The sequence below is a fragment of the Microbulbifer sp. SH-1 genome (assembly GCF_011326135.1).
In the GTDB taxonomy this organism is placed as follows: Bacteria; Pseudomonadota; Gammaproteobacteria; order Pseudomonadales; family Cellvibrionaceae; genus Microbulbifer; species Microbulbifer harenosus.
Genome location: NZ_CP046948.1, coordinates 4,141,226 through 4,154,283, shown reverse-complemented (window position 1 = coordinate 4,154,283; position 13,058 = coordinate 4,141,226). Strand labels below are relative to the sequence as shown.

Genomic DNA, 13,058 nt, shown 5'->3' with positions numbered 1-13,058 from the left:
GAGAGTGTCGGAAGGGGATAACGAGTGCTTATTCTGCATTTTTTTACGGCAGCCAGCGCCGGGACAGCCCCAGGTGGCAGCCCTCTCCTCTTTTCGCTATTTGCCGCTGCCGCCCCTTTGTCACAACCCCAGGGCTTCACGACGGCATGATTATTATTGATTTAACACCACGGATGTTACCGCTACCATTTATACTTACAGAGGGCACCACCAAATGTCAATATTATTGTATGAATATTTGCACGACCCGTATAAAGTGCGAGCTGCCCTGTATTCGCCATTGGCGTAATCGTCTACGAGGGGATCAGTAGACAGCGGATTCCGTATCCGCAATTGCAATAAGTATTACAATAATATATAAAAATCATCCGCCTCCGTTCCAGCGGCGATCCTTGAGGCCCGTGCAAATAATTAAGGGAAAACAGCGATGAGACTGATCCAATTCACCACCGAATCCGGCCAGCGCGCAGTAGGCGCCGTGGTCGACAACAACACCGTCGAACAATTGAAAGACGTGGAGACCATTTACCAGTTGGCGCAGCGTGCAATAGACAGTGCTACGGGCCTCGAAGCACTGGCTACCGAACTGCTTTCCGATATCCGCCTGGACTACCAGAAAATCATCGATGAAAGCCGCCTTCTCGCCCCCATCGACCACCCTGAGCCAACCCGGATGATGGTGGCGGGCACCGGCCTCACCCATCTGGGAAGTGCCGATACCCGCGCGGCGATGCACGCGCAGAATTCCACCAACAAGGTGGAAGACATGACCGACACAATGAAAATGTTCAAGATGGGAGTTGAAGGCGGCAAGCCGGCAAAGGGGGAAACCGGCGTGCAGCCGGAGTGGTTCTACAAGGGTGATGGAGACAGTGTGGTTCCTCCGGAGGCCTCCATTCCGAGCCCTTCTTTTGCATTGGACGCCGGCGAGGAACCGGAAATTGCCGGTATCTACATCAACGATGCCGGCGGTAATCCCTGCCGAATCGGCTTCGCCATCGGCAATGAACTCTCAGACCATGTCACCGAGCGGCAGAACTACCTGTACCTGGCTCACTCGAAGCTGCGCCACTGCTCGTTTGGACCCGAGTTGTTACTGGGCGATCTGCCCAAACATATCGAGGGAACATCGCGCATCGTGCGCGGTGAAGAGGTGATCTGGGAAAAGAACTTTCTGAGTGGGGAAGACAACATGTCGCACACCATTGAGAACCTGGAAGATCACCACTTCAAGTACCACAACTTCTGCCGCCCGGGACACGTTCAGGTTCACTTCTTTGGCACCGCCACACTGAGTTTCGGCGATGGTATCCAGCCTCAGGCTGGCGATCGCTTTGAAATTGAGTCAGAAACCTTTGGCCGCCCGCTGCGCAATTCATTGAAGGTGGTAGAGCGCGTGATTCCCAAAGTAAAAACCCTGTAACGATTTGCTTTTCCCCGCAAAAACAAAGGGCAGCTCATTGAGCTGCCCTTTGCGCATTCGCCTGGTATGGCCGGATCAGACCGCCATATCCACCTTGCCACCGCCGTCGTCATCCGCCAGATGGTCCAGCGCCTTGCGCACGGATTTGGACAATAAGGATTTCATTTCAAAGCGCGCACGTTCGGAGTCGCGGTCGCGGATTCCCAGATACACGGCATAGTGTCCCGGCAGGGACGCCTGATAGGCGGATTCCTTGGAGCTGCTGATACGAAAGAGTCCCATCAACGCAGTCTTGATAGACTCGCCGAGGGAAATCATAAATTCGTTGTTGGTGCCCCGCAGAATCGCCATGTGGAATTCGATATCTGTCAGGATGACCTGCTCGGTGCCGGGTTCCGCCGTCTCCATCGCCCGGTAGGCCTTTTCCATTGCCTCAATCTGCTCGTCGGTCGCCCGCTTGGCGGCAAGCGCAGCGGAAGTGGGTTCGATCATTTCGCGCACCTCAAACAGGGAGCGCAAAAATTCCGGGGTGGGCGTTGAGTCAAAGCACCAGCGCAACACATCGGAATCGAACATGTTCCAGAACTCCCGCGGGCGTACCCGGGTACCCAGTTTCGGGCGCGACTCGATCAGGCCCTTGGCGGTAAGAATCTTGAATGCCTCCCGCAGTGCCGTGCGGGACACATTCAGCTCTTCGCCGATAGTGGCCTCGTTGGGAATATACGCACCGGGTTCGTAATACCCGGTCACAATGCGGGTACCCAGTTCATAAGCCACCCATGCATGCACGCTGCGCGGCCGATTTTCCCTGATTTGTTTAACCATAATGCTTGCCTTAACTGGTGCTGCCAACCGCGAGTTCGCCGCACGATCACCCTGTACCGCTCTGAAACTGCATTTACCTTACTTTATGACGAATCCGGTCACACTCCGCGCATCCGGAACTGCATGAAAACTGGTACGATCAAAGCGCTTCTATGCGCTACCGAGCGGCAGGATATTGAAGTCCAACCCACGAAGCGGGGCTGAATTGCGAAATGTACGCCTATTTCCGGTCAGATAAAAGCCGCGGCCGGGACATACCATCGGTTCGAACCTGCTCTTTGACTTTAATACTACAATAATATATATATCGTTGTCGCGCCCAAACAGCAACTTGGTGCGCGTGGCTCACGCGGCAAATACAGCGATATAAAGATAAGAGAGAAAGCACCATGCAACAGTCGAACAAGTTGTCTGTGGTGGAGAAAGTCGGCTTCGGTGCCGGCGATATGGCGGTGAACGTGATGATCGCGGCCATGTTCTACTTCATGCAGTACTTTTATACGGACATTTTTGGTCTCAAGCCCGTCCATGTTGGAACACTGTTCCTCGCCGCGCGCTTTGTCGATGCGCTGAGCGATCCCCTGATGGGCCTGATCACCGACAAATTCAAAGGCCGCCACGGCCGCTTCCGTCCCTGGTTCCTGTATTTGTCCGTGCCCTATGGCTTCGCGGTCTTCCTGCTGTTCACCACCCCTGATCTCGACTACAACGCCAAACTGGTATGGGCCTACGTCACTTATCTGTTCGCCACGCTCATGTTTACCGGCGTGGCCATTCCGTACATTTCCTACATCGGCGTACTCACCAGCGACCCACAGGAGCGCCTGTCGGCCAACGGCTATCGCATGTTCTTCGCCAAGATTGCCAACGTCATCATCGTCGCCTCGGTGCCGGTATTGGCGCAGTCCTGGGGCGGCAACGACGTAGCCAAAGGCTACCAGCTCGCCATGGGCTTCATGTCTCTGGTGGGCGTATTGCTGCTGATGATGTGTTTCGCTACCACTCGCGAACGCGTCGAGCATCAGGTGGACCAGCAACCTCTGTCGCAACAACTGAAACTGCTGCTTAAAAACGACCAGTGGCTGATCCTCGCCGGTGCCTGCATTCTTGGCACTATCGGCTATGCCCTGCGCGGCGGCGTCGCCTTTTACTATGCCATTTACTATCTCGACGGCAACGACGCCCTCGCCGCCCAGTTCACCAGTGCCGGTATCGCCGCTTCCATCGTTTCCATGGTCGCCTCCACCTGGATCACCAAACGCTTCTGCAAAATCAAATTGTTCAGCTGGTCGCAAATGCTCGTCGGTGCCATCAGCCTGCTCATGTTTTTCGCCGTCTCCCCCGGTGACATCGCGCTCGCCTTTGTGCTCTACATAATTCTCTCGTTCGTCGTCGACCTGCACGCCCCCATCTTCTGGTCCGCCATTGCCGAAGCCGTCGACTACGGCCACGTAAAAAACGGCCAGCGCGTCAGCGGTCTCGCCTTCGGCGGGATCTCCTTCTGCCAGAAGGCCGGCGCCGGTCTCGCGGGATTTATCACCGGCTTGCTACTCACGTATTTCGGCTACCAGGCCGGAGAAAACCAGAGCGAATTTACCCTCACTGGTATCGCGCTGATGCTGACGATCATTCCCGGTCTGTTTCATTTTCTGCTGGGACTGTTGATGCGGAAATTTGTGATTACCGATGCGTATTACACGGAACTCAAGAACGGAAAATTGAAGCCAGAGAGTGCACCTGAAGCGAACCCGCTTTCTGTACCGACAACCTGAAATACAACAACTCATTTAGAAATTTGAATTTTCCGCGAAGGTGGTGATACCGGGGCCAGCTTTGCAAGACCTTCCGCGAGAGGGACCTCGCGGAAGAGCCCCCATGGATGGGTTCACGGCATGTCTTGCAAAGCTGGACCCGGTAGCACTACCGCCACCTGACTCGTTAAGAACACCACCAAGTTGTACCTCGGAGTTAAAAAGTGATTCCAGAAAAAACCGCAGAACCGTTGATCAAGCCACTGATCGAACAGCGCGCCGACCCGTATATCTACAAGCACACCGACGGCAACTACTACTTCATCGCCTCGGTGCCCGAATACGACCGCCTCGAACTGCGCCGCGCCAGCACCATCGCTGGCCTCGCCGATGCAGAAAAAGTCACCGTGTGGACCAAACCCGACACCGGCCCCTACTCCGACCTCATCTGGGCCCCCGAAATTCATCATATCCACATCGAAGGACAGCAACCCACCTGGGCCATCTACTTCGCCGCAGCACCGTCGCGGGAAATCAAACACGACCTGTTCCAGCACCGCATGTACGCGCTGACCACCACCGACGCCGACCCAATGCAGGCTGAGTGGTCCCTGCAACAGGTGGACTCCGGCATCGACAGCTTCTGCCTCGACGCCACCGTGTTCACACACCAGGGCAAACACTACTATCTGTGGGCCCAGAAAGGCCCCGACATCCCCGGCAACTCCAATCTCTACATCGCCGAAATGGACAGCCCCACCACCATCGTCGGCGAGCCGGTACTGCTGACCAAACCGGAATACGACTGGGAAGTGATCGGCTTCCTCGTCAACGAGGGTCCTGCCGTCATCAAGAAAAACGGCCGGATCTTTATCGGCTACTCCGCCAGCGCCACCAACCACAACTACTGCATGGGCCTGCTGTGGGCGGATGAAAACGCAGACCTGCTGAATCCGGCGAGCTGGGAAAAATCCCCGGTACCGGTATTACAGAGCTGCTATGAGCGCGGTATCTATGGCCCGGGCCACAACAGCTTCACGGTATCCGAAGACGGCAGCGAAGACATTCTGGTGTTCCACGCCCGCACCTATACCGAAATTGTCGGCGACCCCCTGTGGGACCCGAACCGTCACACCTTTGTAAAAACCATCCGCTGGAACCACGAAGGTTTCCCGGAATTCGGCAAACCTTCAGAACCGTGATTTCCCCCCCGGTGGCAGACACCGGGGCCTTTAACAGCACAGGTCTTTTTTGTTCCGCCACTTGCCTATACCCTAGCCATCTCCAGTCATGTGTTCAGGAGCCAGTGGTGGAAATTTCCGCTCTGTATCACTTCCCGGTCAAATCCCTGCAGGGGCACAAATGCAAGTCTCTACCGCTGGACCAGTATGGTGCCGTCAACGACCGCCGCTGGATGCTGGTGGATGCGGACAACCAGTTCGTCACCCAGCGCCGCCTGCGCGCCATGGCGCAACTCAAAGCCACCGCGACCAGAGACGGTGTGCGATTTGAAAATCCCGAGGGCCTGCGCCTTGAAATCCGCCAGCCCGGTCGCGAAGCGGAGTTGAAGACGGTGCGCGTGTGGCACGATGACGTTACCGCCCGCGACGCCGGCGACGACGCCGCGCACTGGCTGAGCGAACAATTACAGTCGCCGGTACGCCTGGTCGCCATGGGCGATGAATTTCGCCGCCCACTAAAGGCCCCGCGCGCCGACCGCCAGGTTGGCTTCGCCGATGGCGCACCGCTGCTGGTGATCAGCCAGGCGTCTCTCGACGACCTCAACAGCCGCCTGCCCGAACCGGTATCCATGCTGCGCTTTCGACCCAACCTGGTAGTGAGCGGCTGCGAACCCTTCGCCGAAGACCATTGGAAAACCCTTACCGTTCATACCCACGACGGTCCGCTGGTGTTCGACTGCACCCATCCCTGCGCCCGCTGCGCCATCCCAGGCCTGCACCCGTTTACCGGCCGCGCGCAGAAAGAGCCCTTGCGCACCCTGGCGAGTTACCGGCGCTGGGCGGACGGACAGATCTATTTCGGTATGAACCTCGCCCCAGACGCCGCCACCGCCGCGTGGCTTGGGGACGAGAATCCGCCGACCATACACTTGAGCGACAAAGTGGAGGTCCGCTGAGAGCCGACCATCGACGAACGGGGGCCCTTGCATGAGCATCACCCGCGACTGTGCACAACTGCTGGAAGCCGGCAGCCGCTACCACGTGCACTATGGCGATCGCCTCGCCAACCACCTGCCCATGGTCCTGATCGCCCTGGATAAGCTGGGTGCGCGCCCCGTACAACTCAAACACGCCTTCGACCGCAGCACACCACATCTGCAATTGCGCCCCGGCAGCCCCGTAGAAGAAATCACAGAACCCGCACACTGCCACAACCGCGACGACCGATTCCCCAGCGCACTGCACTACTACGAACAGCAGCTCCGGCAACTCGGCATCGCCAAATGCCTGCAGCGGGAACTGCCCGCGCTGCTCCCCGCCATCGCCACCGCCGCCTTCCACGGCCTTATCCGCACCGCTTACGGCGTCGACGCGCGGCACCTCGAGGAAATTGCCATGGGGCTCGCCTACTGGAACCTCGACTATCACGAGCTGAACAGCAGCGATGAACAAACCCCCGCCGCCGCGGCCGACATCCTCCCGCGACTTGCGCAACAATATCCCGACATTGCCATTGCACCGGGCAATATCGCCGACCATATGCAAGCCGTCACCGGCCAGCCGGGCTGGATGAGCACCCCGATCCAACCGCAACTGCTGGGACTCGAAGACATCGCCTCAGTAGCGATCACAGCCTACCTTGGAACCAAAGACTTCACCCTACTCCACGGCGTCACCGGCTGCCACGCACTGCGCCTGATACTCCCCTACTGCAACGACCGCGAAGCCGCACTGCGCTATTTCTGGCAGGGGCTCGCCATTGCGTATCTGAGCACCGGTCCGAAAGTCATCGAGCCCGTAGATGAAGAAGAGATAAAAAACATTCCACAGCGGCAGGAAAAAATCAGGGAAAGGGCACTGCGCAGTGACGATGACCATGTCATCAAGCTTGCGTACAGCGCCCTCGAGGAATTTCACTATTACGGCAACAGTGATTACCTGCAGGTTTTCAATTAAAAACGCATACAGAAATAGCTATTTTTTACTCAAAAGTTTGATGCGAAGGTGGCGATGCCGGGTATAGCCCCGCGCGACCGTCTGCGGCCTGGACGGCCGCAGACGAGCCCCCATGGATGGGTTGAGGGGGGGCGCCCAGCTCGTGTCTCACGAACCAGTACCCGGCAGCGGCGCCGCCACAAAGCTATTCGCGGAGCACCTAACTAAACCGCCAGATACTGCCGAATCAACTCATCATCCAGATTCGCCATCTTATCCGCCGCCACCACCGAGCCTTTCTGCATCAAGCGAAACTCCCTACCCACCCGACGCGCAAACCCCAGCTTCTGCTCCACCAGAATCACCGTCAATCCATCCTCTTCGTTGAGCTGCGTCACCACATCCCCGATCTGGCGGACTATGTTGGGCTGAATTCCCTCATTCGGCTCGTCCAGAATCAACACCTTCGGATCGATCACCAGTGCGCGTCCGATCGCCAACTGTTGTTGTTGACCACCGGACAAATCCCCCCCTCGCCGGTGCAACATATCCTTCAACACCGGAAACAACTCAAAAATCCGCTCGGGAATCCTGCGTAAACCATCCCGCCGTGCCGGCAACCCGATCTGCAGATTCTCCTCCACCGTCAACAGCGGGAAAATGTCCCGTCCCTGAGGCACATAGCCGATGCCCATCTTCGCCCGCGCCTGCGCCGCGCTGCCCTCAATGGGCTTATCCTCAAACAGGATCTGTCCACTGCTCGCCGGCAACAGCCCCATCAGACACTTCAACAGCGTCGTCTTTCCCGCCCCGTTGCGCCCCATAATGCAGGTGCAGGAGCCGCGCTCGATCTCCAGATCCAGATCCCACAGAATCTGCGTGCCGCCGTATTTCTGGTTTAGCCGTTCGATACGGATCATGCTCCCTCCCCCAGATACACCTCGATCACATCCCGGTTGTTCTGCACCTGATCCATGGTGCCCTCCGCCAGTACCGCCCCCTGGTGCAGCACCGTCACCGTGCGCGCGATGCTGCGCACAAATTCCATATCGTGCTCCACCACAATCACCGTGTGTTTTCCGGCGAGCGACGTCAGCAGCTCCGCCGTGCGCTCCGCCTCTTCCGCCGTCATCCCCGCCACCGGCTCATCTACCAGCAACAGGCGTGGTTCAGCGGCGAGCAACATGCCGATTTCCAGCCACTGTTTCTGTCCGTGGGACAGTGCACCCGCCAGTTGATGGCGTGACGATTCAAGACCGATGATGCTCAACACCTCGTCGATGCGGTCGCGTTCACTGCCGGACAATCTTGCGGTGAGCGCTCGCCATACCCCCTTGCCGCAGCGCAGGGACAGCTCCAGATTGTGGAATACCGTATGCGCCTCGAATACCGTCGGCTTCTGGAATTTGCGGCCGATGCCGAGCTGCGCGATTTCCGCCTCGTCGTGGGCCAGCAGATCGATATTCTGGCCGAACCAGGCACTGCCACTGTCGCAGCGGGTCTTGCCAGTGATGACATCCATGAGTGTGGTCTTGCCCGCGCCGTTGGCGCCAATCAGGCAGCGCAGCTCGCCGTCGTTCACGTACAGGTTTAAATTGTTCAGTGCGCGAAAACCGTCGAAGCTGACATTCAGGTCCTCCAGATAGAGAATGATGTCTTTCGACACATCCACCGTGCGCCGACGCGGAATCAGGAAAGGCCAGGTGGTATCCCGGCGCATTACCTCGCGCGCCTGCCCAGCCAATTGATGAATACTGTTCACGCGCTTACCTCCCTCGCGGACAACTGGCCAGAATTTTCGCGCCAGCTTTTTTCACCGTGTTTTTCCCTGCGCATGCCGATGGCAAACCGCTCAAAGATTCCCGCCAGCCCGCGCGGCAGATACACAGTCACGATCACAAACAGCGCGCCCAGGGCGAACAGCCAGGCATCCGGCATCAGCGCGGTAAAACGGGTCTTGGCGTAATTCACCAGCAGCGCACCGACGATGGCGCCATACAGCGTGCCGCGGCCACCCACGGCCACCCACACCACGACCTCGATGGAGTTCAGCGGCGAGAATTCACCGGGATTGATGATGCCCACCTGCGGTACATACAGCATGCCGGCCACCGCCGCGATCAGCGCGGAGTACACAAACAGCCACACCTTGTAGTGTTCGGTGCGGTAGCCGAGAAAACGCGCCCGCGCCTCCGCATCACGCACCGCAACGATCACGCGGCCAAGGCGCGACTGCACGATGGCGCGACTGGAGAGGAACGCGAGCACCAGAAGCAGAGTGGTCGCGAGTAGCAGTGCCACACGGGTGCCATCCGCCTGCAGATCAAAGCCGAGAATATCCTTGAAGTCTGTAAGACCGTTGTTGCCGCCAAAACCCATTTCATTGCGGAAAAATGCCAGCATCAGCGCATAGGTCAACGCCTGGGTCATGATCGACAGATACACACCGGTAACCCGGGAGCGAAACGCCAACCAACCGAAACCGAATGCCAGCAACCCTGGCACCAGCAGCGCCATCAGTACGGCAAACCAGAATTGATCCATGCCGAACCAGAACCAGGGCAGTTCCTGCCAGTTGAGGAACACCATAAAATCCGGCAGGTCGGCGTTACCATACACACCGCGGTCACCGATCTGACGCATCAGGTACATACCCATGCCGTAGCCGCCGAGGGCAAAAAATGCCCCGTGGCCGAGACTCAGAATGCCGCAATATCCCCAGATGATATCCACCGCCATGGCGAGCATGGCGAAGCACAGGTATTTGCCCATCAGGGTGATGGTGTAGGTGCTGACATACAACGGCGAGTCCGCCGGCAGCAGCAGGTTCGCCGCGGACATGGTAAGTGTTACCAGCAACAGAATGCCCACCAGCCAGGAGCTGCCGCGCCCGGGTTGGCGAAATTCGGCGAACCACTGGCCGAACGATCTGAGAGCGCTCAATGTATTCATTCCGCCGCCCTCCCGCGCTGGGGAAACAGCCCTTTCGGCCGCTTCTGGATAAACAGAATCAGGCACACCAGCACGATGATATTCGCAAGCACTGCACCGGTAGCAGGCTCGAGGAATTTGTTCGCCACCCCCAGCGAGAAACCGCCCACCAAAGTGCCGAGCAGGTTGCCCACACCGCCAAATACCACCACCATGAACGAGTCGATGATGTAGGACTGGCCGAGGTTCGGCCCCACGTTCGTCAGCTGCGACAGCGCCACTCCCGCAACACCGGCGATACCGGAACCGAGGCCAAAGGTCATGGCATCCACCAGTTCCGTGCGCACCCCCATGGCCTTGGCCATATCGCGGTTCTGGGACACCGCGCGCACATTCAGGCCGAGGGAGGATTTTTTAAGAATCGCCACCAGCGCGGCAAATACCGCCAGCGCGAACAGCAGGATGTACAGGCGGTTGTAGGTGAGGGAAAACACCGGATTAATTACCAGCGAACCGCTCATCCAGCCCGGCGTGACTACCTGCATATTCAGTGGCGAGAAAATACTGCGCACGGCCTGCTGCAGGATCAGGCTGATGCCGAAGGTGGCCAGCAAGGTTTCCAGCGGTCGCCCCTGCAGATGGCGAATGACGCCGCGTTCGATCAGCACGCCCACGCCGCCGGAAACCAGAAAGGCCGCCGGCACCGCCAGCAACAGCGAGTATTCGATGGCACCGGGCATCAGCTGCTGGATCACGTAAGTGGTATAAGCCCCCAGCATGATCATTTCGCCGTGGGCCATATTGATGACGCCCATCACACCGAAAGTGATGGCGAGGCCGATGGCCGCGAGCAGCAGCACCGAGCCCAGGCTCAGGCCGAAAAACAGTTGCTCCATCTGCGCGTAAAATTCCACGCGCCCGGCAATCTTATCCAGCGCCTTTTGCGCGGCGACCTTTACCGCAACCTCCTGCTCGCCGTCGTCGTTCAGCAGCCGCTGCAACTGGTTGCGCACCGGCGCCTCCAGCCGTCCACTCATGATTTCAATGGCGGCAAGCCGCTCTTCAAGCACGCGGTTGTCGCGCAGTTGCACCATGGCGTCGGCGAGCGCAATCACCTCCTGTACTTGCGCACTGGCACCCGCCGTCTCCGCGCTGCGCAGCAGGCGCATATTCTGGCTGCTCAGGTCATCCAGGATCGAAAGCACTGCGGCATGTTGCTGCTCTTCGCTGCCGTGCAGGAGATCGATACGCGCGATGGCGTCGCGCAACTGGCTGCGCAGACGGTTATTCACTCGGATTTTTTTGAGATCCCGGGAGGCGAATGCAGTAAGTTCTCTGTCATTGAAAATCTCACGGCCGACGAGCCTTCCCGCACGGTCTTTTGTTACCGCGACAAGTTTGTCGCTCTCTTTGACGGCGTAGAGTTCCCCCGCCAGCATGGCCTCAAACAGTGGGCGCATTTCCGCCCCGCCGGCCTGTTCCAGTTGCTGTACCAGCTCGCCGGTTTTCTTCAGGCTGGCATTCGGGATTTGCTGAAGCAGCTCGCCCACAGCGGGTGCTGTGGGCGGTGTTTGCGCCAGCGGGCTGCCGGCTGGCAGCAGCAGGGCCGCCACCAGCCAAAGGCTGTGTAGTAAAAATTTCACTACCTTCTCCGCAATTGTGTTACCGCGTTACTTGTGACATCAGGCGCGAGCGGTCACTTGGCCTGACCGCTACAGGCCTTGGACTCGGTGTTGTAGTTGCCGCATTTGATCGGCGCAGTCCAGTCGGCGATCAGATCTTTGGAGCCCGGCAGGAAGTCGGACCAGGCGTCGCCGGCGACGACATCATCGGTGGCCCACACCACTTCAAACTGGCCGTTGTCCTGGATCTCGCCGATAAATACCGGCTTGGACAGATGATGGTTTTTGTTCATCTTCGCCACGCCACCGGTCAGGTTTGGAAACTCGATGCCGATCATCGCCTGCTCCACCGCATCCACATTCGTGGTTCCGGCCTTTTCCACCGCCTTGGCCCACATATTGAAACCGATATAGGTCGCTTCCATGGGGTCATTGGTCACGCGCTCTTCGTCGCCGATGAATTTCTTCCACTGCTGCACAAAATACTCGTTGGCTTCGCTATCGATGCCCTGGAAGTAATTCCACGCCGCCAGGTGGCCTACCAGCGGGCCGGTATCGATACCGGAGAGCTCCTCTTCGCCTACGGAGAAGGCCACTACCGGAATGTCTTCGGAGCTGACCCCCTGGTTGGCGAGTTCCTTGTAGAAGGGCACGTTGGCATCGCCGTTAATGGTGGACACTACCGCGGTTTTCTTGCCGGCACTGCCGAACTTCTTGATATCGGAAACGATGCTCTGCCAGTCGGAGTGGCCGAAGGGGGTGTAATTGACCAGGATGTCCTCTTTCGCCACGCCCTTGGATTCCAGGTAGGCTTCCAGAATCTTGTTGGTCGTGCGCGGATAGACATAGTCGGTACCGGCGAGCACCCAGCGCTCCACTTCCAGATCCGACATCAGGTAATCCACCGCGGGAATCGCCTGCTGGTTCGGTGAGGCGCCGGTGTAGAACACATTCTTCGAGGACTCTTCCCCTTCGTACTGCACCGGGTAGAACATCAACCCGTTCAGTTCCTCGATCACCGGCAACACGGACTTGCGCGATACCGATGTCCAGCAACCGAAGATCACGTCTACTTTGTCCTTGGTGAGCAGTTCGCGGGCCTTTTCCGCAAACAGTGGCCAGTCGGAGGCCGGATCTACCACCACCGCTTCCAGTTTCTTGCCCAGCAGGCCGCCCTTGCGGTTCTGCTCGTCCACCATCATCAGCACCGTGTCTTTCAGCGTGGTTTCGCTGATAGCCATGGTGCCGGACAGGGAGTGCAGCACGCCCACTTTAATGGTTTCCGCGGCGAGCACGGCGCTGCTGATCACGCTGGTGCCGGCAGCGAAGGCGAGGCCGGCAACGAATTTCTTCAGTTTCATACTTTTGCTCCAGATTCTTGCGGGATTGA

At 58.3% G+C, this 13,058-nt stretch carries 11 protein-coding genes; 5 read left to right on the top strand and 6 right to left on the bottom strand.

Annotated features, from left to right (window positions below):
- Positions 1-427: 427 nt before the first annotated feature.
- The gene (gene araD1 / locus GNX18_RS17140) at positions 428-1,423 is read left to right on the top strand and encodes an AraD1 family protein (protein WP_138235604.1); all 996 of its coding nucleotides are present in this window, start codon (positions 428-430) and stop codon (positions 1,421-1,423) included.
- A gap of 75 nt (positions 1,424-1,498) precedes the next feature.
- On the opposite strand, the gene GNX18_RS17135 is transcribed toward araD1, so the two are convergent.
- On the bottom strand, positions 1,499-2,248 hold the full coding sequence (locus tag GNX18_RS17135) for a FadR/GntR family transcriptional regulator (RefSeq protein WP_138235605.1): 750 nt from the start codon (positions 2,246-2,248) through the stop codon (positions 1,499-1,501).
- A 389-nt stretch (positions 2,249-2,637) separates the two neighbouring features.
- Between GNX18_RS17135 and GNX18_RS17130 the strand changes: the two genes are divergently transcribed.
- From GNX18_RS17130 to GNX18_RS17115, 4 genes are all read left to right on the top strand, one after another.
- The gene (locus GNX18_RS17130) at positions 2,638-4,020 is read left to right on the top strand and encodes an MFS transporter (protein ID WP_166219672.1); all 1,383 of its coding nucleotides are present in this window, start codon (positions 2,638-2,640) and stop codon (positions 4,018-4,020) included.
- A 203-nt stretch (positions 4,021-4,223) separates the two neighbouring features.
- Positions 4,224-5,201, top strand: coding sequence for a family 43 glycosylhydrolase (locus GNX18_RS17125; protein ID WP_240914057.1), 978 nt, complete (start codon positions 4,224-4,226; stop codon positions 5,199-5,201).
- A 107-nt stretch (positions 5,202-5,308) separates the two neighbouring features.
- The gene (locus GNX18_RS17120; protein WP_166219670.1) at positions 5,309-6,136 is read left to right on the top strand and encodes an MOSC domain-containing protein; all 828 of its coding nucleotides are present in this window, start codon (positions 5,309-5,311) and stop codon (positions 6,134-6,136) included.
- A 31-nt stretch (positions 6,137-6,167) separates the two neighbouring features.
- Positions 6,168-7,136: a questin oxidase family protein gene (locus GNX18_RS17115; protein ID WP_166219669.1), complete on the top strand. Its 969-nt coding sequence runs from the start codon at positions 6,168-6,170 to the stop codon at positions 7,134-7,136.
- A 203-nt stretch (positions 7,137-7,339) separates the two neighbouring features.
- On the opposite strand, the gene urtE is transcribed toward GNX18_RS17115, so the two are convergent.
- The 5 genes from urtE to urtA are packed head-to-tail and all read right to left on the bottom strand — an operon-like array spanning position 7,340 to position 13,029.
- Positions 7,340-8,035 carry an urea ABC transporter ATP-binding subunit UrtE gene (gene urtE, locus GNX18_RS17110; protein ID WP_166219667.1) on the bottom strand — a complete coding sequence of 232 codons (696 nt, stop codon included), beginning with the start codon at positions 8,033-8,035 and terminating at the stop codon, positions 7,340-7,342.
- Positions 8,032-8,835 carry an urea ABC transporter ATP-binding protein UrtD gene (urtD, locus tag GNX18_RS17105; protein WP_166220733.1) on the bottom strand — a complete coding sequence of 268 codons (804 nt, stop codon included), beginning with the start codon at positions 8,833-8,835 and terminating at the stop codon, positions 8,032-8,034. The genes urtE and urtD overlap by 4 nt, the downstream gene beginning before the upstream one ends.
- 38 nt (positions 8,836-8,873) lie before the next feature.
- Entirely contained in the window at positions 8,874-10,067 is a 1,194-nt protein-coding gene (urtC, locus tag GNX18_RS17100) for an urea ABC transporter permease subunit UrtC (protein WP_166219665.1), read from the bottom strand.
- A complete protein-coding gene (urtB, locus tag GNX18_RS17095; RefSeq protein WP_166219663.1) occupies positions 10,064-11,689 on the bottom strand; it encodes an urea ABC transporter permease subunit UrtB in 1,626 nt (541 codons plus the stop codon). Before urtB ends, urtC begins: the two co-directional genes overlap by 4 nt.
- A 53-nt stretch (positions 11,690-11,742) precedes the next feature.
- Positions 11,743-13,029 carry an urea ABC transporter substrate-binding protein gene (urtA, locus tag GNX18_RS17090; RefSeq protein ID WP_166219661.1) on the bottom strand — a complete coding sequence of 429 codons (1,287 nt, stop codon included), beginning with the start codon at positions 13,027-13,029 and terminating at the stop codon, positions 11,743-11,745.
- Between the last annotated feature and the right edge of the window lie 29 nt (positions 13,030-13,058).

Excerpts from the sequence above, each read along its gene's own strand:
- araD1 (WP_138235604.1), top strand. The coding sequence starts at position 428 with ATGAGACTGATCCAATTCACCACCGAATCCGGCCAGCGCGCAGTAGGC.
- GNX18_RS17135 (WP_138235605.1), bottom strand. The coding sequence starts at position 2,248 with ATGGTTAAACAAATCAGGGAAAATCGGCCGCGCAGCGTGCATGCATGG.
- GNX18_RS17130 (WP_166219672.1), top strand. The coding sequence starts at position 2,638 with ATGCAACAGTCGAACAAGTTGTCTGTGGTGGAGAAAGTCGGCTTCGGT.
- GNX18_RS17115 (WP_166219669.1), top strand. The coding sequence starts at position 6,168 with ATGAGCATCACCCGCGACTGTGCACAACTGCTGGAAGCCGGCAGCCGC.
- urtE (WP_166219667.1), bottom strand. The coding sequence starts at position 8,035 with ATGATCCGTATCGAACGGCTAAACCAGAAATACGGCGGCACGCAGATT.
- urtD (WP_166220733.1), bottom strand. The coding sequence starts at position 8,835 with ATGCGCCGGGATACCACCTGGCCTTTCCTGATTCCGCGTCGGCGCACG.
- urtC (WP_166219665.1), bottom strand. The coding sequence starts at position 10,067 with ATGAATACATTGAGCGCTCTCAGATCGTTCGGCCAGTGGTTCGCCGAA.
- urtA (WP_166219661.1), bottom strand. The coding sequence starts at position 13,029 with ATGAAACTGAAGAAATTCGTTGCCGGCCTCGCCTTCGCTGCCGGCACC.